The 21,988-nt window shown below is 67.9% G+C and carries 16 protein-coding genes and 4 pseudogenes; 4 read left to right on the forward strand and 16 right to left on the reverse strand.

Translation table 11 applies throughout. The annotated features are described in order from the left end of the window. Nucleotides 1-36 precede the first annotated feature (36 nt). The 15 genes and pseudogenes from ABZ624_RS31935 to ABZ624_RS32005 all read right to left on the reverse strand — a co-directional run bounded on the left by ABZ624_RS31935 (nucleotide 37) and on the right by ABZ624_RS32005 (nucleotide 17,557). Nucleotides 37-1,317: an alpha/beta fold hydrolase gene (locus ABZ624_RS31935; RefSeq protein WP_360096753.1), complete on the reverse strand. Its 1,281-nt coding sequence runs from the start codon at nucleotides 1,315-1,317 to the stop codon at nucleotides 37-39. Next, a complete protein-coding gene (locus ABZ624_RS31940; RefSeq protein WP_360096872.1) occupies nucleotides 1,314-2,327 on the reverse strand; it encodes an oligopeptide/dipeptide ABC transporter ATP-binding protein in 1,014 nt (337 codons plus the stop codon). The genes ABZ624_RS31935 and ABZ624_RS31940 overlap by 4 nt, the downstream gene beginning before the upstream one ends. Continuing rightward, the gene (locus ABZ624_RS31945) at nucleotides 2,297-3,148 is read right to left on the reverse strand and encodes an ABC transporter ATP-binding protein (RefSeq protein WP_360096756.1); all 852 of its coding nucleotides are present in this window, start codon (nucleotides 3,146-3,148) and stop codon (nucleotides 2,297-2,299) included. Before ABZ624_RS31945 ends, ABZ624_RS31940 begins: the two co-directional genes overlap by 31 nt. Further along, nucleotides 3,145-4,137: an ABC transporter permease gene (locus tag ABZ624_RS31950; protein ID WP_360096759.1), complete on the reverse strand. Its 993-nt coding sequence runs from the start codon at nucleotides 4,135-4,137 to the stop codon at nucleotides 3,145-3,147. Before ABZ624_RS31950 ends, ABZ624_RS31945 begins: the two co-directional genes overlap by 4 nt. Further along, nucleotides 4,134-5,006, reverse strand: a complete 873-nt coding sequence (locus ABZ624_RS31955) for an ABC transporter permease (protein WP_360096762.1) — start codon at nucleotides 5,004-5,006, stop codon at nucleotides 4,134-4,136. The genes ABZ624_RS31950 and ABZ624_RS31955 overlap by 4 nt, the downstream gene beginning before the upstream one ends. A gap of 68 nt (nucleotides 5,007-5,074) precedes the next feature. Further along, nucleotides 5,075-6,763 (reverse strand): ABC transporter substrate-binding protein, encoded by a 1,689-nt coding sequence (locus ABZ624_RS31960; RefSeq protein WP_360096765.1) that lies wholly within the window; start codon nucleotides 6,761-6,763, stop codon nucleotides 5,075-5,077. Nucleotides 6,764-7,265: 502 nt separating this feature from the next. Beyond that, nucleotides 7,266-7,970, reverse strand: coding sequence for an NAD-binding protein (locus ABZ624_RS31965; protein WP_360096768.1), 705 nt, complete (start codon nucleotides 7,968-7,970; stop codon nucleotides 7,266-7,268). Between the two features lie 29 nt (nucleotides 7,971-7,999). Next, the gene (locus tag ABZ624_RS31970; protein ID WP_360096771.1) at nucleotides 8,000-9,259 is read right to left on the reverse strand and encodes a M6 family metalloprotease domain-containing protein; all 1,260 of its coding nucleotides are present in this window, start codon (nucleotides 9,257-9,259) and stop codon (nucleotides 8,000-8,002) included. 415 nt (nucleotides 9,260-9,674) lie between these two features. Further along, nucleotides 9,675-10,382 carry an ABC transporter ATP-binding protein gene (locus tag ABZ624_RS31975; RefSeq protein ID WP_360096774.1) on the reverse strand — a complete coding sequence of 236 codons (708 nt, stop codon included), beginning with the start codon at nucleotides 10,380-10,382 and terminating at the stop codon, nucleotides 9,675-9,677. Beyond that, on the reverse strand, nucleotides 10,375-11,190 hold the full coding sequence (locus ABZ624_RS31980; protein WP_360096777.1) for an ABC transporter ATP-binding protein: 816 nt from the start codon (nucleotides 11,188-11,190) through the stop codon (nucleotides 10,375-10,377). The genes ABZ624_RS31975 and ABZ624_RS31980 overlap by 8 nt, the downstream gene beginning before the upstream one ends. Next, entirely contained in the window at nucleotides 11,187-12,224 is a 1,038-nt protein-coding gene (locus ABZ624_RS31985) for a branched-chain amino acid ABC transporter permease (protein WP_360096780.1), read from the reverse strand. Before ABZ624_RS31985 ends, ABZ624_RS31980 begins: the two co-directional genes overlap by 4 nt. Continuing rightward, nucleotides 12,224-13,117 (reverse strand): branched-chain amino acid ABC transporter permease, encoded by an 894-nt coding sequence (locus ABZ624_RS31990; RefSeq protein ID WP_360096783.1) that lies wholly within the window; start codon nucleotides 13,115-13,117, stop codon nucleotides 12,224-12,226. The genes ABZ624_RS31985 and ABZ624_RS31990 overlap by 1 nt, the downstream gene beginning before the upstream one ends. 10 nt (nucleotides 13,118-13,127) lie before the next feature. Continuing rightward, nucleotides 13,128-14,270: a branched-chain amino acid ABC transporter substrate-binding protein gene (locus tag ABZ624_RS31995; protein ID WP_360096786.1), complete on the reverse strand. Its 1,143-nt coding sequence runs from the start codon at nucleotides 14,268-14,270 to the stop codon at nucleotides 13,128-13,130. A gap of 271 nt (nucleotides 14,271-14,541) precedes the next feature. After that, nucleotides 14,542-14,790 (reverse strand): annotated as a pseudogene (locus ABZ624_RS32000) (dihydrofolate reductase); the annotation flags it as partial. Between the two features lie 184 nt (nucleotides 14,791-14,974). Continuing rightward, complete coding sequence (locus ABZ624_RS32005; RefSeq protein WP_360096789.1) at nucleotides 14,975-17,557, reverse strand: glycosyl hydrolase; 2,583 nt, start codon at nucleotides 17,555-17,557, stop codon at nucleotides 14,975-14,977. 556 nt (nucleotides 17,558-18,113) lie between these two features. Here ABZ624_RS32005 and ABZ624_RS32010 point away from each other — a divergent pair. Further along, nucleotides 18,114-18,437, forward strand: a pseudogene (locus tag ABZ624_RS32010) (transposase family protein); the annotation flags it as partial. 531 nt (nucleotides 18,438-18,968) lie between these two features. On the opposite strand, the pseudogene ABZ624_RS32015 reads toward ABZ624_RS32010, so the two are convergent. Beyond that, a pseudogene (locus ABZ624_RS32015) lies at nucleotides 18,969-19,385 on the reverse strand (transposase); the annotation flags it as partial. 349 nt (nucleotides 19,386-19,734) lie between these two features. Here ABZ624_RS32015 and ABZ624_RS32020 point away from each other — a divergent pair. The 3 genes and pseudogenes from ABZ624_RS32020 to ABZ624_RS32030 all read left to right on the forward strand — a co-directional run. Beyond that, a complete protein-coding gene (locus ABZ624_RS32020; protein ID WP_360096792.1) occupies nucleotides 19,735-19,902 on the forward strand; it encodes a hypothetical protein in 168 nt (55 codons plus the stop codon). A gap of 264 nt (nucleotides 19,903-20,166) precedes the next feature. Further along, a complete protein-coding gene (locus ABZ624_RS32025) occupies nucleotides 20,167-21,345 on the forward strand; it encodes a Cmx/CmrA family chloramphenicol efflux MFS transporter (RefSeq protein WP_360096795.1) in 1,179 nt (392 codons plus the stop codon). Beyond that, nucleotides 21,342-21,854: pseudogene (locus ABZ624_RS32030) on the forward strand (leucine zipper domain-containing protein); the annotation flags it as partial. The gene ABZ624_RS32025 and the pseudogene ABZ624_RS32030, both read left to right, overlap by 4 nt. Between the last annotated feature and the right edge of the window lie 134 nt (nucleotides 21,855-21,988).

Here is a 21,988-nt window from a genome sequence, read left to right on the forward strand (position 1 = left end):
TCTCTCCTTGCTCTCCTCTTGGGTGGCGGCCGAACGTCAGGACCGTCCGGCTGCCATGTCCATCAGGCGGGCCAGGACGCGGTCACCCGAGGCGGTGACGCCGTCGTGCTCCCACTCGTTGGTGACCCAGGCGCGCAACCCACTGACGGAGCGCGCTGTCTGCATGGACAGGTCTGCATCCACGTACATGTCGTCGTGGTAGATCACCGCGGCCACCGGGACACGATTGGCAGCCAGATTCGGCAGGTCGTAGAGCCGGGGCCAGTCGGACCGCTCGGCGAGCAACTCGACCGCTCCCGCAAAAGGGCGTAGTCCCGCGATCTCCCCGAACATCCAGGGGTAGAACATCTCACCGGTGAACAGCAGCGGATCGGCGTCCTCGTCGAACTCCGGAAACGCGGCCATGATGCGGGCGGCTGCCCAGTCGGTGGGTGTCTTTCCCTGCCCGAAGATGGATTCCTGCAAGACGGCGAGGAGCGGGTTGTCGGCGAAGGCCGTCAGGTTCATCACCTGGTACAGGAAGGTCGCCGAAAGCTCGCCGTCAGGGGCGATGGCCTCGTCCAGCAACCAGTGGAGGCGTTCGGAGCCGTCGCCCATCCCCAGCATCAGGCCCACGGTGCGGAACCGGCGCACGGTGAGCTGGTCGCCGTCGGGGAGGTGGAAGCTCTGCCGGTCGAGCAGGTCGGCGATCTGCCGTACCAGCCGGCGGTCGCTGGGGTAGCGGTCGTAGTAGGCGGCCACTTTGTCGCTGACCCGCGGATAGGTCGCGGTGTACACGGCGTCGGCGGTGGCGTCCAGTCCTGGCAGACCGCCGGTGACGTAGCAGGCACGCAGCCCTTGAGGAGCTTGGGAGAGATAAGTCAAGGTGATGAAGCCGCCGTAGCTCTGGCCGAGCGTCTCCCACGGCTCGTCTCCGCACAGCTGATGCCGAATCAGTTCCGCATCCGCAGTGATCGAGTCGGCGCGGAAGAAGGAGAGATGGTCGGCCAGCTCCTGGGCGGAGGAGAACCGCTCGGCCGACCGGGCCGTGACCGGGGTGCTGCGGCCGGTGCCGCGCTGGTCCAGCAGCAGCACCCGGTGGGTTTTCAGGGCACGGGCCAGCCAGCCGGAGGTGGCGTTCAACGGCCGCGGCGACTTGCCTCCCGGGCCGCCCTGAAGATAGAGCAGCCAGGGCGGCTTCCGCCCGGCCAGAGCCGGGTCGACCAGCTCGCGCGCGAAGACCTGGATCGAGGGGCCGGCCGGATCGGCATGGTCGAGCGGCACGGTGAAGACATGATCGGTCACCGCGACACCAGGCAGGCGGTAGGTGCGGGTCATGGCGTTCCTTCGTCGGTCAACGGCTCGGGAAAGTGACAGGCGACTTCCTGGCCCGGAGCGATCAACTGCAGTGCCGGCCGCTCGGCGGTGCAGATCTCGGCTGCCTTGGGACAGCGGGTCCGGAACGGGCAGCCGCTGGGCGGATTGAGCGGACTGGGCAGGTCCCCGTGGAGCACGATGCGCTCGCGGGCACGTTCGGCGTCCGGATCGGGCAGTGGCACCGCCGACAGCAAGGCATGGGTGTAGGGGTGCGCGGCACGGGCGAACAGCGTGTCGCGGTCGGCCGTCTCCACCACGGTGCCCAGGTACATGACGGCGATGCGGGTGCTGATCTGGCGGACGGCGCCCAGGTCGTGTGCGATGAAGACATAGGCGAGCCCGAAATCGTCCTGCAGGTCCTGGAGCAGGTTGAGGATCTGTGCCTGCACGGACACGTCGAGGGCGGAGACCGGCTCGTCGCAGATCACCAGCTTGGGCCGCAGTGCCAGCGCCCGGGCGATACCGATGCGCTGGGCCTGGCCGCCGGAGAACTCGTGCGGATGGCGGTCGGCGTGTTCTGGCCGCAGGCCGACCCTCTCCAGCAGGTGCTCCACCGGCTGGTCAGGAGCCAGCCCTTGGTAGCGGAACGGAGCGGTCAGGATCTGCCTGACCGTCTTGCGCGGGTTCAGCGATGAGAACGGATCCTGGAAGATCATCTGGAGGTCTCGGCGGACGGGTCGCATCTCGGCCTCGTCCAGCTTGTCCAGTTCCCGGCCGGCCATGCGAATCGTGCCGGAGGTGGGCTCGGTCAGACGGGTGATCAACCGGGCGACCGTCGACTTGCCGCAGCCCGACTCGCCGACCACGCCGAGCGTCTCCCCGGCCCCCACCCGCAGTGATACGCCGTCAACGGCCGCGACGTAGCCGGCCAGCCGCCGGGTCAGGCCGTGCCGCACCGGGAAGCGCTTGACGAGGTTCTGGACTTCGAGCAGTGGCGCCTTCACGGCGTCACCTCCGGTGTCTTGAGCGATGCGTGTTCCACGACTGGTGCCTGCAAGGTGGGCAGACGGTGAGGCAGCGCCCCGTCGACGCGCGGCACGCAGGCGAGCAGCCCCCTGGTGTAGATGTCCTGCGGCCGGTAGAACACATCGCGGACCCCGCCGCGCTCGACTGCACGGCCGCCGTACATCACGACGACCTGGTCTGCCAGTCCGGCGACCACACCCATGTCGTGGGTGATGAGCATGATCGCTGTACCGGACTGTTCCCGCAGCTCCCGCAGCAGTTCCAGGATCTGGGCCTGCACGGTGACGTCGAGCGCGGTGGTCGGTTCATCGGCGATGAGCAGGTCGGGTTCCAGGCAGAGCGCCATCGCGATCATGACCCGCTGCCGCATGCCGCCGGAGAACTCGTGCGGGTAGGCGCGGGCGCGTCGCTCGGGCTCGGGAATGCCGACCCGGTCCAGCATCCGCACCGCGACCCGATGCGCCTCGCGGCGGCCGGCACCGCGGTGCGCCCGGTATGCCTCGGCGATCTGGAACGCCACGGGGTAGTAGGGGTTCAGACAGGACAGCGGATCCTGGAAGATCATCGCGATCCGGTCCCCGCGCAGTCTGCGCAGGGCCCGCCGGCCCATACCGGTCAGGTTCTGCCCGTCGAACCGGATCTCCCCGGTGACGCGGGCATCCGGCAGCAGACCCATGATCGCGAGGCTGGTGACGGACTTACCGCTGCCCGACTCGCCGACCACGCCGAGCACCGCCCCGGCCTGCAGGTCCAGGTCCAGCCCGTCCACGGCACGTACCCCGGAACCGAAGTCAACGGTCAGATCACGTACTGTCAGCAAGGTCATCCCACGGCCCTCACTCTCGGGTCCAGGACCGCGTAGACCAGGTCCACCATGACGTTGGCGAGCACCACGAAGCTCGCGGCGAACAGAGTCACGCCGAGGATCACCGGCTGATCCGCGCTGTTGATCGAGTCGGCCGCGAGCTTGCCCACGCCGGGCAGGCCGAACACCGACTCGGTGATGAGCGCGCCGCCGAGCAACGCACCGATGTCCATCCCGAAGATCGTCACGATAGGCATCAGCGCCGGGCGCAGTGCATGGCGCCGCAGCACGGTCGGCTCGGGCAGGCCCTTGGCGCGGGCGGTTCGCACGTAGTTCTGACCGAGGCTGTCGAGCATCTCGCCGCGCGTGATCCGGGCGTAGACCCCGGCGTAGAGCATCGCCAGCGTGATCCAGGGCATGAGCAACGACTGGGCCCAGCCGATCGGGTCAGCGCTGACCGGGACAAAGTGCGGGTAGGGCAACACGCCGAGCTTGACGACGAGCAGGTACTGCAGCACCAGAGCGGTGAAGTAGATCGGCAGTGAGACGCCGCCGAGCGCGGCCACCATCGCCGTGCGGTCCCAGATGCTGCCGCGGCGCAGAGCGGACACCACGCCCGCTCCGACGCCGACCGCCAGCCAGAGCACCGCCGCGCCCGCCGCGATCGAGACGCTGATCGGCAGCCGGTCCGTCAGCAACTGCCACACGGGTTGATTGGTCTGGAAACTGAAGCCCATGCAGGGGAACGGGCACTGCACGGCCTGTGCCCCGGTGCCATAGGTCCGGCCGGCGAAGATGCCGACGAGATAGTCGCGGAACTGCACAAGCAGCGAGTGGTTCAGGCCGAGGGTTGTGCGGATCTGTGCAATCCGCTCCGGGCTGCAGGCCTTGCCGCAGGCCCCCTGCGCGGGATCGGCCGGCATCAGGTAGAAGATCGCGAAGGTGGCAGCGCAGATCACCAGGAGGATCACCGCCGTCGCAGCCAGCCGGCGGAGCACGTAGACGATCATCGGCGCTTGCTCCGTGGGTCGAGGGCGTCCCGAACGGCGTCGCCCAGGACGTTGAACGCGAGGACGGTGACGAACAGGAAGGCGCCGGGGATCAGGAAGTAGACGGGGTCGGCGGCGTACCAGGGCACTGCGGAGGCGATCATCTGGCCCCACGACGGGGTCGGCGGCACCACCCCGACGCCGAGGAAGGACAGGCCCGCCTCCGTGGCGATGTAGCTCGGGATCGACATGGTCGCCACGACGAGGACCGGCCCGGTCAGGTTGGGCAGCACCTCCCGCACCAGCAGTGCGCGCCGGGAGGCGCCGAGCACCCGGGCGGCTGCCACGAACTCCCCGCGGGCCAGCACCATCGCCTGTCCCCGCACGATGCGCCCGACGTACGGCCAGCCGAAGAAGCCGAGCACGACCACCAAGAGCAGTTGCCGGTTCACACCGGGCGCAGCGGAGATCAGCGCGATCATGAAGATCAGGCTGGGGAACGACATCAGCAGGTCCATCAGCCTGCCGATGACAGCGTCGGTCCAGCCGCCGAAGAAGCCGGCAGCCAGGCCGAGCGCCGTTCCCAGCACCAGCGACGTGGCGGTGGCGAGTACCGCGATCAGCAGCGAGACCCGCGCGCCGTAGACGACACGTGCCAGGATGTCCCGGCCATTGACCGGCTCGACTCCCAACCAGTGCTTGGCGCTGATCCCCCCCGCCGCGCCGCGCGGCAGCCCTCCGAGCGCCGGATCCACCGCGTCACTGTGAAACTCCGTCGGAGAAGTGCCAAGGAACCAGGCGATCAAGGGGGCCGCAAGAGCGAGCAACACCAGTACGACGACCACCGCGAGCGCGGCCGCCGCGGACGGCTGCGCCAGCAGCCGTCGCAACGATGATGCTTCCTGTCGTCCGACACGACGTGTCGTGCCGGACGACACCGAGGTGGAGAGCGTCGTGGTCACTTGCGCAGCCCCAGCGAGACCAGGTCCAGACGCCCGACCCAGGCGATGTGACCGTAAGCTCCGGTGACGTTCGGCCCGACGAGGATGGCCGCCTTGTCCCACAGGAAGGGCACAACGGGTACGTCCCGCATGATGTCCTTGGCCAACTGCCCGTACGCCGTTGCGGCAGCCGCCGGGTCCTTCATCTTGGCGATCTGGTCCAGCCGTGCGTTGACCTTGGCGGAGTTGTACTGCGCGTAGTTGTTGTTCCCCTGCGCGGTGATCTGCCTTCCGTCGAAGACGGTCGGCAGATAGGTGGAGGCACCGGGCCAGTCGGACGACCAACCGGCGATCACCAGGTCGTGCTCCTGGGACGTGTTACCCACCGTGCTGTAGAACGCCGACGTCGCGATCGCGTTGATGTGCACCGTGATACCGACCCGGGCCAGGGATGCCTGCACCGCCTCGGCCTGCGCCTTGCCCGTGGTGGTCGCCGGAGCGTCGAGGGTGAGAGTGACACCCGAAGCACGGCCGGCTGCGGCGAGCAGCGCCTTCGCCTTGGCCGGATCCCCCTTGTCGTCCGGGCTCGGATACGGATTGTCGGGAGCGAAGCCCGGCGTCGACGGCGGCAGCAGAGTCTTGGCGATATCCCCGGCGACCGGTCCGCCCCGAGCGGTGCGAAGCGCGTCCTTGTCGAGGGCGTACGCGATCGCCTGCCGCACCCGGACGTCGTCCAGCGGCTTGTGCTTGGTGTTGATGCTGAGATACCGGGTATTGATCGAGTCACCTGTGACCAGTCGCTGGCGAAGTGCCGGGTTGCCCATCACCGGTCCGACGGAGGCCGCCGTGATCGGCTCGAACTCGACTGCGTCGGCGTCCTGTCCCACACCGGCGATGAGCCGCTGGTCGATCACCGCCGGATCCAGATTGAGATCCATCACGATCCTGTCCGGGAGCGCCTTGCGTACGGAGTCGGTTGCCGAACTCCAATGCGTATTGCGGACCAGCGTGAGCTCCTTCTTGAGCTCGTACTTCGCAATCCTGTATGGGCCGGAGGAGAAGGGCCTGGCGTCGTAAGCGACGCCGGTGTCCTTGTCCGCGGGCACAGGGGCGAACATCGGCAACGACACCGCGGAGCCGAAGTCGGCCACTGGGCGGTTCAGTTTGAAGACGATCGTCTTGTCGTCGGGAGTCTCGATCGAAGCGATCCCGGACTTGTCCTTGGAAGGGCCCTTGTACGTGTCACCACCCTCCAGCCATGTGCGGGCATACGGCGGCCCTTCGGGCAGCTCCGCCTCGAATGTCCGCTCGACCCCGTACTTGATGTCCTTACTGGTGATGGGCCGACCGTCCTCGTACTTCACGCCGGCCTTGAGCGTGAAGGTCCAGGTTCTGGCCCCATTGCTGGGCCGCCCGAGGTCTGTCGCAAGGTCTGGCACGATCTTGCCCCCGGCCTGGCCGGGCGCCGCCGCGAAAGTCGTCAGCGTCCGGTAGATGAGGCGGCCCACATCCTCGGACGAAGTGACGTAGTTGCGGGCCGGGTCGAGGTGCTCCAGGTCCAGGGGCGACAGCACGTACAGCGTGCCGCCTTTGCTCGCTGCCTTGCCCTGCCCACCGTCGTCGCCGTTGCCGGCTCCCCCGCAACCGGCAACGGCGACGAGCCCGAGGGCCGCCATCATGACCAGCCCGGCTCGTCTTGTTCTCACAACGGACTCCCTTTGCCATGTGACATTTCACAGTTGTGAGAGGAAGGCTGGCCGGTGTCTGACCTCTTCGGGGAGCCCTCATATCCGCATAACATGAGGTTATGGACCGAGGTACGGCGTCTACCCCCTCGTCGGGACGGCGTGCCCGCCCCGCCCCGCCGCCTCACTGCGGCTGATCCAGCGGGTCCCAGCTCTCACCCCAGAAGGATCGAGATGGCACTCCGCGGAGATCGATCCGCCGCTGCCACCGGGTGGCCTGCGGCGCTCCGAGAGGAGGCCCTCACCCGGCGCGAGCCGTGCTGCCGAGCATCGAGGAAGCTTCCGGCAGCGATCTGAGGGCTGCAACCGCCCCGTCCGCCGAAGACGGTGCGAAGCCCGCGCCGGGCGACCGTGAGGAGCTCGTAACCGGCCAGGTATCAGCACGAGCCAGGACCGACCGGTAGCCACGGCCATGATCTACGTCGCGACAATCGCCCTGGCGACCTGCCACCTCACCAACGAATCACCACCAACCTGGCGAGGCATATGAACCATCGCCCACTACGCACTCCGGGACGCGGGATTCCGATGCCGGTGCCTGATCGGAGAGTTTCATCGTTGAGAGGGCCCGGGCCCGAATGACCACGCGTAGATCTGGAGCCACCGCCCGTGCAGCCACGGAGACCGCGATGTTGTCCAGATCATTGGAGGCGACGGCGGCTATGGCCCCAGCTTTGTGGAGGTTGAGACCGCGGAGCGCAAAACTGTCGTTGGCGTCGGCGATGACCACGGGCACACCGAGTGCTCGGGCCAACCGGAGGTGGGGAGCTGCCGGGCCGCGTTCCACCGCGATAGCGCCGACACCTATGGTGGGTCCTCGGGCGCTTCCCCGGGCGGGCCACGTGGTGGTCGTAGGGCCTGGGCAAGTGGGCCTGCGGCTGTGCACTCGGTTGCAGAGCCGGTGACCAGCATCGCGAGGCTGGCGAACATGAGGTAGGCGTTCGAGCCGTGCGGGGCGCCGGGCCGACGGTGGCCACCGTTCGCACCGACTCGAAGAGGGCGTCCACCGGCGCTCGGTGGGTGATTGAGGGTCACAGACCAAACACAGTCCGCCAGGAGCACCGTACGCCTCCAGACGCACGGTCTCATCCTCCCAGCGGGTGCTGACGTGGCCCGAGGACGGCCCGCCGCGGCGTGGTCGGCATATGACGCACCGGCCACGCCGCACCAGGAGTCAGAACCTCTCGCGTTTCACGATCACATGGACGTATCCACCGTGTCGCCGCTCGGGCTGGAGAGGCCGCTCACCACGGAGATAGTGACATTGCTGCTGGAATCGGTGAAGGTCTGACCGGGCTGCCAGGTGTCCATGTCCAGCGCAGTGCAGCCCGAGGGGGGCGGCGCTGCGTTGGGGTTGGCCACCACATGGATCGGCCCTTTGCCGGTGTCGACGGACCAGTCGACCTTGTAGATGAGTACGCCCGTGGAGCAGAGGCTGGGGTCGTTCAACGCCGACCTTCGCGACTCGACGACGTAGGCGGACGTTGAACCGGTCTTGAGCACGACGATCCGCCATCTGCCGCTGACGGGTGCGTATTCCACCGGATTCAACGGGGTGCGCAGCGACGTGCCTGGGGTGGTCATGCAGGAAACCTCACTGTCGCTGGTCCAGCCGAGCTTCCAGGACTGCCAGCCGAAGTACTGGTTACCCGGCCCACCGATATTGCCCATGATGTCCCAGCCGCCGACGAATCGGTGCAGGTCCCCAGTAAAGGCGTAGAGGTCGGGCAGCCCGAACGTGTGACCGGTCTCGTGGTCGGCGATGTGGTAACCCCAGGACCCCCAGATGTCCTGACCGAACGTGACGGCCCACTTGACCGTCGTGCCGTTGACGACCACGCCAGGCGCACTGGAGTTCCAGATGTACGTGGGCGAATTGTTGATCGAAGCCGCGTTCTTGGTGGGCACGATGTAGAACATGTCGTACTGGGAGAGGTTGACACCGGCGTTTGCGGCGGCTGTCGTGGCGTCCAGCACGTCCTGCTGTTGGCTGCCGTACGGCGGGGTTCCGGGCCAACCGTATGAAGTGGACTTCGACGGCATGCGCAGCCACTTGTTCAGGGGTGCCTGGATGTTGAGCCAGGTGTGGCCGTACGAGCCGTTCCACATCCAGTTGGCAGCAGGCGAAAGTCGGTTGTAGTAGTCGGCGAGGGTCCCGGTGCCCGTGGCGTCCGGAAAGTCCACGTACAGCAAGCCCACCCGAATCGTCTTCGAGGTCGCCGTCCCGGTGGGATCGAAGGGCACCTGGAAACGATTGGCATCGCCGGCGATGTTGTTCTGCTGACCTTCATCGGTGTAACCCGTCGTTCCCGTGAATGAACACGCAGACGTGCTCCCGTTGTACGCGTGGGCGGGATCGGCGGGAACGAGCACCAGGGCGAACAGGGCGAGCAGTGCGGAGAGGACCAGTAGCGGCGCGGCGGACAGCCGGCGTCCCGCGCTGGCTGGGAAGCTCATGGCATGCCTCCAGAATGCAGGAATGGATCCGGGCCTCAGGCCCGGGTGGCTGCGATGTGCTAGCTCGCGGCCGTGGTGGAGTGGCGTGGTCGACAGCTGGAGATGCAGGGCGAGTAGGGCCCTGGGGCGGCTACTCGTGCGGGGAGGCGGGTCAGCGGTTTACCGGCTATGTCTTTGCTAGGGCCTGCAATCGCAGGGCTGTTCTCCACCCACTGTCGTAGGGGATCGACGTAGCCGGCTGCCGAGTACTTGGCAGCCACCGTCGGATTGTGGAGTGTCCACGCTGTCGCGAGCAGGATTGGCTGGTTCTGTTCGGCCAATAATGCGGATAGGTCAGACGCCCCGGGAGCTCCCCTGGGCTCCCAGTCCCGGTCGGCGGCTCACCGAGCGCGGTATATCTGGGTGTGGCAGGTTCCTACGCCGTGCCGAGATAGGCTTCGGCGACCCGCGGATCTCGGGACAGGTCGGCCGCTCGCCCTTCCAGCACGGTCTTCCCGCTCTCGATCACATACCCTCGATGTGCGATCTTCAGCGCGGCCGTGGCGTTCTGTTCGACAAGGAGCACCGCAGTTCCGCTGAGGTTGATGTCCTTGATGACCTCCATCACCGCGGCAACCATGAGGGGTGCCAAGCCCATCGAGGGTTCGTCCAGCATCAGCAGGCGTGGCCGGGCGACCAGGGCCCGGCCTATCGCGAGCATCTGCTGCTCGCCGCCGGACAATGTCCCGCCGTGCTGGGCTCGTCGCTCGGCCAGCCGTGGCAGCAGTTCGTAGACCTCGTCCACCCGGTGGGCGAGCTCAACGCGGTTGCGCCTCGGATACCCGCCGATGAGCAGGTTCTCGTGCACAGTCAGCGTGCTGAAGATGCGCCGTCCCTCGGGGACGTGCACCACCCCACGGGCCACGATCTTCGAGGGAGCCATCCTTGTGATGTCCTCACCGGCGTGCACGATCCTGCCCGCGGTGGGTCTCACCAGCCCAGACACAGTCGACAGCGTGGTGGTCTTGCCCGCACCATTGTTGCCGAGCAGCGTGACGATCTCCCCCTCACCTACGGTGACGTCGAGACCGCGCAGCGCCTGCACCCCCGCATAAGCGACGTTGAGGTCGCGGATCTCAAGCATGGTCCACCCCTTCCCCTGCGCATCCGGTGCCGGAGGCATGAACCTCGTCGTCGGCGTCTCGGCCGAGGTAGGCCTCGACGACCGCAGGGTTGCGCCGTACGTCATCCGGAGGGCCGTCCGCGATCTCCCTTCCGAAGTTCAGCACGACGATGCGCTCGGAGACCTCCATGACCAGACCCATGTCGTGTTCGATGAGTGCGATCGCTACGCCCAGTTTCTGGATCCGGCGGACGAGCGCGAGCAGTTCGGCCTTCTCGCCGTGGTTGAGCCCTGCGGCCGGCTCGTCGAGCAGCAGAAGCTTCGGCCGCCGAGCCAAGGCCCGGGCGATCTCCACCCGGCGCTGCTCGCCGTAGGGCAGGTGGCGTACGAGGCCGGTGCGGTCGCCCCGCAGCTCGACGAAGTCCAGCCACTTCTGGGCCTCGTCGGTGCTCTGGTCTTCGCTGGCCCGGTAGCGGGGGGTGTGCAACAGCGCGTCGAGTGCGCTCTGCTTCAACCACAGGTGGGTGCCCGCCCTCACGTTGTCCAGTACCGACAGCTCACCGAACAGCCGCAAGTTCTGGAAGGTCCGGGCCAACCCGCGGGCGGCGATCGCCGAAGGGCGCCGGCCCGTCACTTCCTCCCCCGCCAGCCGGACGGCACCACCGGTCGGTTTGTAGAACCCGCTCACGCAGTTGAACGCGGAGGTCTTTCCAGCACCGTTGGGGCCGATGACGGAGACGATCTCTCCCTCACCAACCGAGAAGCTGAGGCCGTCGACGGCGCGGACCCCGCCGAAGGCTAGCCGCAGGTCCTGTACTTCGAGAATCACACTTCCTCCTTCGCCGGCACGTCCAGGGCACCGGCCGCACTCCGCGCCATCGGCTTTCCGGTCTCGCGCGAGCGGTGCGGCCACAGTCCCTGCGGGCGGAGCAGCATCACGACGATGAGCAGCACACCGAACGCGAAGAACCGATAGTCGGCCAGACCCCGCAGCAGCTCCGGCAACAGACTGATGACGACGGCACCGAGCACGACGCCGCGGGTGGAACCCATGCCGCCCAGCACGACCGCCATCAGAACGAGGGCGGACTGCAGGAAGGTGAAGCTGGCCGGGGAAACCGCCGAAAGCTGGGCGGCGAACAACACGCCCGACAGTCCGCCCCAGACCGCACCCGCGACATAGGCCGCCAGCTTGACCCGGTAGGTGTTGATCCCGCTGGCCTCGGCCGCGTCCTCGTCCTCACGGATGAACCGCCAGGCGCGGCCGATGCGGGAGCGGCCGAGTCGGGCGGCGAACAGCACCGCGACGGAGACGATCACCACGGTGGTGTAGTAGAAGACGACCGGGTCGGAGAACCTGTCGCCGAGCAGCCCCGGAATGCCGTAGATGCCGGACGGTCCGCCGGTGACGTGCAGGTTGCTGGCGACGATCCGGATGATCTCGCCGAAGCCGAGGGTGACGATGGCCAGATAGTCACTGCGCAGCCGCAGCGTCGGGCCTCCGATCACCACTCCGGCGAGCACCGTCACCACGACGACCGCCGGCACGGTTGCCACGAGCGGCAGCTTCAGTTGCGTCGCGAGGATCCCGCTGGTGTACGCGCCGACGGCGAGGAAGGCGGAGAAGCCGAGGTCGAGCAGGCCGCAGTAGCCGACGACGATGTTCAGACCGACGGCGAGCATGACGAAGATGCCAGCGCTGGTCATGACGTTCAGCGCGTACGGCGTGGCGATGACGAAGGGCGAGAGCAGGGCGATCGCCAGCCCGGCCCAGCCGACCCTTCGGCTTTCCAGGAGTCGTGTGAGGAACGAGGGGCCGCGGCCCCTGAGAGACCTGACGGGTGGATCTTGGACGGCAGCCATCACACTCTCTCCGTCACTCGCTCGCCGAGCAGGCCGGTCGGCCGCACGGTCAGGAAGACGATGAGGAACCCGAAGGCGAACACGTCCCGCCATTGGCCCCCGAACCAACTGGTGCTGAAGGACTCCACGAGACCGAGGACCAGGCCGCCCAGCATGGTGCCCTTCATATTGCCGATGCCGCCGATGACGGCCGCAGTGAACGCCTTCAGTCCGATGATGAAGCCCATCAGGAAATCGATCTTCCCGTAGTAAGCGCCGGACATGACACCGGCCGCTCCTGCCAGGGCCGATCCCATGAAGAAGGTGCGAGAGATGACCGCGTTCACGTCCACGCCCATCAACAGGCACGCCGTCGGATCGAGCGCGATGGCACGCATTGCCCGCCCCTGTCGGCTGTGCATGACCAAGGCGTTGAGGGCCGCCATCAGGCCGACCGCGACCGCCATGAAGACGAGCTGCTGCAAGGTGATCTCGGCGCCCAGCACCGACACACCCGTGCCGTCGAGGCGTATGGGGTAGACCTGCGGGCTGGGGCCCGCGACGATACGGACACCGTATTCCAATGCGAACGACGCGCCCACCGCAGTGATCAGCAGGGAGAGCCGCGGCGCTCCGCGCAACGGCCGGTAGGCCACGCGCTCCAGCACGACGCCACTGAGGCCGGTCGTCAGCATCGCCAGCGCGAGAACGACGAACAACGCGATCAACGAACCGCCCGGAATGGCTCCGCCCAGTGCGCCGACCATCGTGTAGCCGGAGAAGGCCCCTAGCATGTAGAGGTCGCCGTGGGCGAAGTTGAGCAGTTTGATGACGCCGTAGACCATGCTGTAGCCGAGGGCGACCAGAGCGTAGAACGAACCGACGAACAGTCCGTTCCAGATGAGCTGTGCCATGGGCCCCCGCCTACTTGAGGGTGTCCCGCAGGACGAAAGTGCCGTTCTTGACGGCGAGGATCACGAACCCGCCGTTGCTGAGGGTGTGATCAGACGTGAACTTCAACGGACCCGAGAAGGTCTTGAAGCCGTTCAGTCCCTCCAGCGAAGCCGTGACCTTGTCCCCGTCGGTGCTGCCGGCCTCCTTGAGGGCCTCGGCGGCGATCCGCACGGCGTCATAGGACTGCGTCGAATACGGGCCCGGTTCGGTCCCGAACTTCCTCTTGTAGGAGGAGATCCAGCTTGCGGCGCCCGGAGTGGTCTGAGGTGTCTGCGTCATGGTCGCGTAGACGCCCTCGGCGTCCGCCGAACCTGCGATCTTGACGAGCTTCGAGTCGACCGAGCCGTCCGCGATGAGGAACCTGCCTCGGTAACCGGCCTGACGGAACTGACGGATGAGCAGGCCGCCTTCCTGGTAGTAGCCCGTCCAGTAGATGTAGTCGGGGTTGGACTTCAGCACGCTGGTGACGTTCGGGCTGTAGTCGCTCTCACCGGGGTTGACCGCCTCCTCGGTGGCCTTGGCCGGTGCGCCGGCCGAGCCCAGCCGAGCAGCCGTGAGGTCGGCGATGTCCTTGGAGTAGCTGGTGTTGTCGTCCATGACGGCGACCCTCTTGGCCCCGTCCTTGGTCAGCCAGGCGGCGGCTGCGGCGGCCTGCTGCCTTCCGGTGCCGTTGATGAGGAAGACGTGCCTGAGGCGCTGGGCAACCAACTCGTTGGAGTTGGCTGCTGGGATGATCATGGGGATCTTCCGCTTGTCGAAGACCGGCAGTGTGGGCAGGGTCGCGCCCGAGCAGTAGCCGCCGACCGAGATCGCCGCGCCTGCCGCAACCAGCTTGTTGGCCGCCGCGACCGCGGTCTTCGGGTCGCAGGCATCGTCCTCCGCCTGCAGCCGCAGCTTCCGGCCGAGAACGCCGCCTGCGGCGTTGATCTCGTCCACCGCGAGTTGGGCCCCGTTCCGCATGTACGGGCCGACGTCCGCGCTGCTCCCCGACAGCGGGATGTCCATACCGAGGACGATGGACCCTCCGCTGTCGCCTCCGGCGCTGCTGCCGAGCAATCCGTCGCAGCCCGTGGCGGACAGTGCGACCGCCGTGAGGACTGATGTCAGCGCCAACACATGGGATCTGCGACAGGGGGAGGGCCGAGCGGGGGTGATGTGTCTGTTCAAGGGGACGCTCCTGTGCGAGGCATTTCGAGGAGGTACGACGGTCGAGGTGGACCGTGAGGCCGACCGGGAAGTGGGCACGACGGGCGTGTGACGCGCGGCGCGGCTCCCGTCACCGCCAGGCTCCGCTGCCCGAAGCTGACTGTGTGACGTGTGATATTGCACTGCCGGTTTCGGTGATTGGTCAATAGTCGAGACGCGAACGTAATCCGGCGCCTTCGGGAACGCCACCGCCGACCAGCACCGAGTAGACCCTGGCCCGGTGCCCGGTACTCGTCGATCAGATCCAACGCGGCCGCCTCGGCGGCGAGAGTCGCGCCGCCGATCGCGATGTCGCCCTCCCTGGCTCGGCTCGCAACCGTTGGATCTCCTCCGCCAGGCCGCCGGAGGCCAGACGGGCATTGCCCTGCACCGCCGACGGCGTGGTGGAGAACACCACCTTGGGGAGGGGCTTCCAGATCGCGGCCCACGGCCCTCGGTCGTGCGCGTCCCTCTGCGTGTCCCCCGCCTACTTCGGAGTGTCAGGCTCCGCACCCTTCCCCCTAGGAACTGGCGTCCTGACACCACCGAAGGATGGGATCGGCCCCGGTACGGGTCCTTGCGGACTCGTACCGGGGCCGGTGTGCGCCTGCAGGGATCGCAGGCGGCGGGGATCACTTGAGGTCGAGCCTCCACAGGCCGCGGCCGTGGGTGGCGGCGACGACTGTGTCACCCGAGGGGAAGAGGGTGAGGTCGGTCACGACCGCGCTGGGCAGACCGCGGCCGAGCCGTGACCAGCGCGCCGGCTTGTTGACGTCGGCCGTGTAGACGAGGTGGTCGGTGGCCAGGATCAGCCGGCCCTTGGCGATGACCAGTGAACTGACCGGAACATCGGGGAGGTTGCCGCTGATGTCGTTCCAGGTCGCGCCGCCGTCCTGCGACTCGAAGACATGCCCGGTGCCGGCGCCGGGGATCCACTTGCGCGAGTACGCGCCGTACACGGCATAGACGTGCGCCGGGTTGGCCGTGTCGCTGACCAGCCGGGTGATGTACCGGTTGGGCAGGTTCGGTGCGGTGATGGGGTGCCAGGTGCCGCCGTAGTTGGTCGCGATGCCACTCTTGAAGCCGGCTCCGTCCTCATCCGACGGCAGGCACGGGCCGCACCAGCCGACGTAGGCCACACCCTTGTTCGCCTCGACCGCGGTGGTCGAGGCGGTGGCACCGAGGTCATAGACGCTCTGCCAGTCGCAGGTGGCGGCGCTCTGCGAGCAGACCGTGTCGAATCCCTTCTGGGACTGCCACACGTATCGGCCTGCCATGACCCAGCGGTTGGTGTCCGCCCTGTCGGCCGCGAGCGGCGCGATGAACTGCATGCCTGGGTCGCAGGTCGCGATCGGGGCGGCGATCCGGCAGCTGGGGCTGATTTCCTGGAACACCTGCTGCGTGCCGTCGGAACGGCCACCCGCAGTGGTCACCGAGATGTCGCCGTAGGTGTATTCGAGAGCAACCCGATCGGCGTTGTGGGGATCCACGATGACGTCGCCCCCGTCACCGGCGAACGTCTGTATGACGTCGTGGGAGTTTCCGAGCACCACGGCGTTGCCGTTGTCCTGCAGGCCTCCCCACACGGCCGTGCCGCCCTTGGGGTCGCGACCCGCGCCTGCGTAGAAGTACTGGAGGGTGTGGAGGTTGGCGTTGAGGTCCTTCCAGCCGCCCGTGGCGCTGTCGGAGGTCCGCCGCGACCATATGCCCCCGTCGCTGCCGACGTACAGTGTGCCGTCATTGCTGATCGCGATGGCATGCTGGTCGGTATGCACTGTGTTCGGGCAGCCCGCGGTCGTCTTGTAGCAGGGCAGGGTGTAGTTCCAGAACGGCGCGATCGTCTTCCACGTCGCTCCGCCGTCGCGGGTCTCGTAGACCTCCTCGACGCCGACGTAGACGTGCTCGGGGTCGCGCGGATCGACCTTGACGTACTGGTTGTACCAGGAACCGACCCCCGGCTCATAGCCGGACGGGAACACCTGCGCTGACCCGGACCTGCCCAGCGTGCTCGCGTCCGCGACCAGGATCCACGGCCCGTTCGGGTCACCACTGGCCGACTTGTACACGCCCTTGAGGATGGTCGACTGCATCGGCGAGGGCCGGTGGCCGGCGTAGTAGGCCGGTGACTGGATCACCGCGTAGAGGGCGCTGCCGTCCGGGGCGTAGCCGAGGCTGGTGCGACCGATGTCGGAACTGTCCAGCCCGGCGGGTTCAATCCGCTTGAAGGTACCGGGCGCGCCGCCCTGCGTGGACAGGTAGAGCCCGTCGTAGGGGGTGCCGCTGCGAAAGCCCAGCGCGGCGAGCACCGTCTTTCCGTGACTGCCCGGCCGGACCGTTACGCTGGAGATGATCGAGGTCCGTGTCGGGTCCTTGTCCGGGTTCGGGTCCGGCCGGAGCACCTGTTGCCACGGGGCGCGCAGGCGACTGGTGACCGGACGCCGCCACAAGCCCCGGCTGGTCGCCGCGAACACATATGGGCCGCTCGTCGTCAGCGTAGCGACCTGGGCGTTCAGCAACTCGGAGCCGCCGACCCGCTGGAAGGTGGTGCCGTGGTCGGTGGACCGGTAGACCCCCTGGCCGGTGTAGTTGTCGGCGCTGGTGTTGGCCTCACCGGTGCCGGCCCACAGCGAATGGTCGGCCGGATTCACCCACAGCGAGCCGATCGACTCGGTGGACTGGTGCTGGAACTCCGGCGTCCAGGTCCTGCCGGCACTATGGGACCGCCAGACGCCACCGTCGGCGAACCCGGCATAGACCCAGGAACCGTCGGTGACGAGCGCGGACGCCCGCCCGGACACGAGACCCCAGCCGGAGCCGTAGTCGGAGAAGCCGGGGGCCGCGTAGCCCGGGGTCTCGCTGTTGGCCCAGCCGCTGGACAGCTCCGACCAGGTGCCGCCGCGGACCGGCAGCTGATCACCGGCCGCCGCTCCCGAGGCGAGCGCGGCACCGGAGACCGTGTCGGCCGGAGCCGTTCGTGCCGTAGCGAACTGAAGTGTCCCCGCGATCGGGTCGTCCGGGTCACCGCCATCCTGCTCGTCAGCGGCCTGGCTGGTGCCTCCGGCGTTTCTGAGGATGACCTCTCTTGCGAGCGCGGTCAACTGACGGCCGGGGGACGGATGATGAGATCGGGGTTGGGCCGCGAAGCCGGACGTGCCGCCTATGAGAACCGACGCGGCCGCTACGGCGGCCACGAGCAGGCGGGAGCGTGGGAGCATCAAATGCCTCCTGGGCATGAGGGATCGCACAATGCGCCGCGGTGCTCCCGCCACCACAGGACGCGGGCGAGCGTATGCATTCAACTCGGAGCTTGCATAGCCCCCATGTGTGAAGCCTCGACCGCACGGACGGCCGGGTTCACTGGCCGCTCATCGACACCGGCGTCCATAACGCCGAGCTATGGACTTTTGAGATCTCCCTGACAGCACGCAGGGCATAGAGGCTTGGCTCGACCAGGCCGAACGGATCTCCGGTCCGGGTGACTAGCTCCCGCCATGTCGCCCGACCGGCACCATCGGCCGAGCCGTAGGCAAGCACCAGGGGTGAGACCGGTCCCAGGCCGATACCTGGCGGTTCCGTACGCTCGGTGACCACACGGCGGCCCTATCTGGGTGACCCCCAGATCTCCTGTTCAGCGAGGCGGAACTCCCCGCCTTCGCTGGGCAGTCGGCCGATGAAGTCACTGCCTGCGCCTCGACGCCCAGGGGTGGCGGCTGCGCCGCACGCTGGAGGATGCCATCGTCGGCTACGTCCAGCCGTGCCACAGTCGCCTCGTGGGCGCCGGAAGCGCACGAGGCCCTCGTCGGTCTGGGCGAAGGCGACTTCGTCATCCTCGACGGCACGCTCATCCCCACCGATCGCGTCAAGGCGGACGAGCCGTACTACTCGCAGAAACACAACAAGCGCAGCATGAACGTTCAGGTCATCGCGCGTCCGGACGGCACACCGCTGTGGTTCTCGCGGGCGACGCCGGGCCGCACGCACGACCTGACCGCCTCCCGCGCCCACGGCATCGTCCAGGCCTGCCTCACCCGGCAGATCCTGGTCCTGGCCGACCGGGCTTACCAGGGCGCCGGCGCCACAGTCCGCACCCCCTACTAGATGAAAGAGGCTCACTGACACGGGACACTTCCTGCGGGCGCCGCTTATTCGACCGCCTTCGACCGCAATGCCGACCTGGTCTCAGCCTCGTCATCCCTCACAAGCTGAGCGGCAACCGGCAACACCTTCAAGTCCGAGGCGATGGTTCCTACGGTGGACCGCCCACGAGGACCGCGGGCTGCCGCTATACGCGCTGCGGCAGCAGGTCGGCGAAGTCGAATCACAGCGGATCGATCGCCTGGATCCGAGAACACCGGTACGGCGTGGCCGGCACCGCCGACTACATCCGCCGATCACGTCCCACCAAGTGGTGTGGTCACTGGTCGAGCTGATTCGGTTCCGGTGGGGGAAACCGGCGGTCATCCCCAGCCGGTTTGGGGTCGAGGAGTTCGGCCATGGAGCCTTCGGAGAGGTAGCGGCGGTCGAAGACCTGCCATTCGTCATGGAGCTCGGCCAGGACCCCGGCGGCCAGCCGGTCCAGGGCCGCGGGTTGGGGAAGACCTGGACAAGGTCGGCCCGCCGCTTGACCACCTCGGACTTGGCGATCCCGGAGTCAGCACCCAGTGCTTTGACCAGGTCATCGACCGAGCGGGTGGAGACCCCGTGCACGTATGCCTCCATCACCAGGGCGAACAGGGCACGGTCGATCCGCCGGCGCCGCTCCAGAAGCGACGGGAACAATGACCTGGTCCGCACCTTCGGGATCTCCAGGTCCAGATCACCGGCCTGGGCGGTCAGCAGCCTCTCCCGGTGACCGTTGCGCCAGGTAGTGCACTGGTCCGCGTGCTCGCCCCGGGCAGCACCGATGGCCTCGGTGGCCTCGCGGGCCTCGGCCTCGATGAGCTCCTGCAGGATCCGCTCGCACAGCACCCTGATCGTCTCAACTCCGTCGGCCGTACGTAGTGACTCCAGCAGCCGCATCAGGTCAGACCGGGACAAGGCCATCGTGCGCTCCTCCGGTCGAACTACCCGTTCGCCAGGAAGACTTGCGCGACGGCCTGCCCTCGTTCAGGGAGCAGTCACCGCCAGTGGGTGCACCCCCCGAGCAGACATCCCCGCATTCCGACCCTCGACCGACTACACCACTCGGTGGGACACCATCCCGCTCGGGACGGTGCGGAGCACGGGATGGGCGTGACCAAAAGCTATGTGTCCCGGACGGGCTCCTGGACGGCCGGCACGGCGGAGCTTGCCGCCCCGGGACGCCTGGTCGCCGCGGACACCGCTCACCCGGGGGGCGAGCACGAGGCCGACTGGCGCAAAGTCGCCATTCTCGCCGGCCAGGATTGCCCTGGTGGCCGGACCTGCTGCGCTTGCCACGGTGATCAGTCAGTGGCAGCCCGGTGCCCCGACGGCCGTCGTCGAGGTGCCGGCCGACGGCAACGAGATGGTCCTGCGCCGGGCCGCAGGCAACGACGCCTTCGACTGGCGGGTGGAACGGTCGCCCACGCCACCGAACTAGATGTTGCGGGACAGGACGTTGGTGACGCAGGCCGATGCCTGGGAAAGCAGGATGCTTCGACGGGCATCGGTCGGGTAGCGTGCGAGCCATGTCGAGTCCTGAGTCAGACAGGGTGGGGGCTTTCGGTCACGCCGTCAGCCCCCTGCACCACTGAGCTCGTAGCCCTGTCGTCGCGCCGCCTTCTGCGGTGGGACGAGTGTGCGCTCGGGGCTGGCCGCGGTGACGAGATGACCTTCTCGTGCCTCTCCTCACCTCGGAGCACCGATGCCTCTCCCGCTGTACCTGCTTGCCCTGGCGGTCTTCGCCATGGGCACCTCGGAGTTCATGCTCGCCGGCCTCCTGCCGGACATCGCCTCGGATTTCGACGTCACCGTCGGGACAGCAGGCGCGCTCACCTCGGCCTTCGCGATCGGCATGATCGTCGGCGCCCCCCTGGTGGCCGCGCTTGCCCGCAACTGGCCCAGGCGCCCCGCCCTTCTCGGGTTCGTCTTCGTTTTCGCGGCAGCTCATGCCTTGGGCGCCGTCACCACGAGCTTCCCCATCCTGTTCGCTACCCGAGTCGTCGCCGCGCTCGCGAACGCCGGGTTCCTCGCCATCGCTCTGACGGCTGCGGCCGCGCTGGTCTCACCCGACAGGAAGGGACGCGCGCTGGCCGTCCTGCTGTCGGGCACGACGGTGGCCACGATCGCAGGTGTCCCTGGTGGGTCAGTGCTCGGCACGACACTCGGCTGGCGGGCCACCTTCTGGGCAGTCGCCGCTCTCTGCCTGCCTGCCGCTCTCGGCATCCTGAAAGGCGTCCCCGCAGGACGCGACGAGGACGAGGCGACCGGCAGGCCGGCGTTGCGAGCGGAGCTTGCCCAGCTCGCCCGGCCGCGGTTGATCCTGGTGATGCTGCTCGGCGCACTGGTGAACGCGGCAACCTTCGGCAGCCTCACCTTCCTCGCCCCTGTGGTAACCGACAGCGCCGGGCTGGGCGAGTTGTGGATCTCTGTCGCTCTGGTGCTCTTCGGTGCCGGTTCCTTCGTTGGCGTCACCGTCGCCGGACGGCTGTCCGACCGAAGTCCCGGCCCGGTCATCGCGGTCGCCGGTCCGTTGCTGCTCATCGGCTGGCCGACTCTGGCGGTGCTGGCCAACGAGCCGGCCGCCCTGTTCATCCTCGTGTTCGTGCAGGGCGCGCTGTCGTTCGCGCTGGGCAGCACGCTGATCACACGGGTCCTCTACGAGGCCGCGGGAGCCCCCACGATGGCTGGCTCGTATGCGACGGCGGCGCTGAACGTGGGCGCCGCCGTCGGCCCCGTCGTCGCTGCAGCCACGCTCGGCACCGAAGCCGGGGCCCTCGGACCGCTCTGGACAAGTGGGCTTCTCGTCGCGGTCGCGCTGCTCATCGCATTCCCCCTCCTCACCGTCATCACAGCCGGCCGGAGCACCGAGGTGCTGCGGTGACACATGCGAACGCGCCCTTGAACATCGAGGGACGCCGGCGGCTTGTGGAGCGCTGCCGTACCCGTCCGATCGCGCACGTCGCCGCCGAGGCCGGTGTATCCCGCGCCTGCCTGTCCAAGTGGAAGAACCGGTACGACACGCACGGCGAAGTCGGGCTGCAGGACCGTCCGAGCGTCCCGCGGTCTTCACCGACCCAGACCCCGCCCGATGTCGTCGAGCGGATCGAGCAGCTGCGGCGGGACAACAAGTGGTCCGCCCGCCGGATAACCCCTGAGCTCGCGAGCCAAGGCGTGCGGATCAGCGAGCGCACCGTAGGCCGGTGGCTGGCGCGCCTGGGCATCAACCAGCGCCGCTTCCTCGACCCCGACGGCTCGACCAACAGGCGCCCGTCGAAACGGATCGTGGCCCGCTACCCGGGCCACATGGTCCACCTGGACGTCAAGAAGGTCGGGCGTATCCCCGACGGCGGCGGGTGGCGGGCCCACGGACGCGGCTCCGATCAAGCGTTGAACGGCTTGCACTGGGCGGTCCCGACGCGGACGTCTCGCAGCAGTTCAGCCCGCCCCCGGCCGCATACCTCACACGCCACGCGAACAGCCAAACTTCAGGCTCATCAGGCGCTTCGAGAAAGTTCACCGTGACA

This window comes from Streptomyces sp. NPDC007205, from assembly GCF_040634095.1.
Lineage (GTDB): Bacteria > Actinomycetota > Actinomycetes > Streptomycetales > Streptomycetaceae > Streptomyces.

Bases quoted from the DNA above. Each gene is read 5' to 3' on its own strand.
- ABZ624_RS31935 (WP_360096753.1), bottom strand. From the start codon at position 1,317: ATGACCCGCACCTACCGCCTGCCTGGTGTCGCGGTGACCGATCATGTC.
- ABZ624_RS31945 (WP_360096756.1), bottom strand. From the start codon at position 3,148: ATGACCTTGCTGACAGTACGTGATCTGACCGTTGACTTCGGTTCCGGG.
- ABZ624_RS31950 (WP_360096759.1), bottom strand. From the start codon at position 4,137: ATGATCGTCTACGTGCTCCGCCGGCTGGCTGCGACGGCGGTGATCCTC.
- ABZ624_RS31970 (WP_360096771.1), bottom strand. From the start codon at position 9,259: ATGAGCTTCCCAGCCAGCGCGGGACGCCGGCTGTCCGCCGCGCCGCTA.
- ABZ624_RS31975 (WP_360096774.1), bottom strand. From the start codon at position 10,382: ATGCTTGAGATCCGCGACCTCAACGTCGCTTATGCGGGGGTGCAGGCG.
- ABZ624_RS31985 (WP_360096780.1), bottom strand. From the start codon at position 12,224: ATGGCTGCCGTCCAAGATCCACCCGTCAGGTCTCTCAGGGGCCGCGGC.
- ABZ624_RS31990 (WP_360096783.1), bottom strand. From the start codon at position 13,117: ATGGCACAGCTCATCTGGAACGGACTGTTCGTCGGTTCGTTCTACGCT.
- ABZ624_RS32005 (WP_360096789.1), bottom strand. From the start codon at position 17,557: ATGCTCCCACGCTCCCGCCTGCTCGTGGCCGCCGTAGCGGCCGCGTCG.
- ABZ624_RS32025 (WP_360096795.1), top strand. From the start codon at position 20,167: ATGCCTCTCCCGCTGTACCTGCTTGCCCTGGCGGTCTTCGCCATGGGC.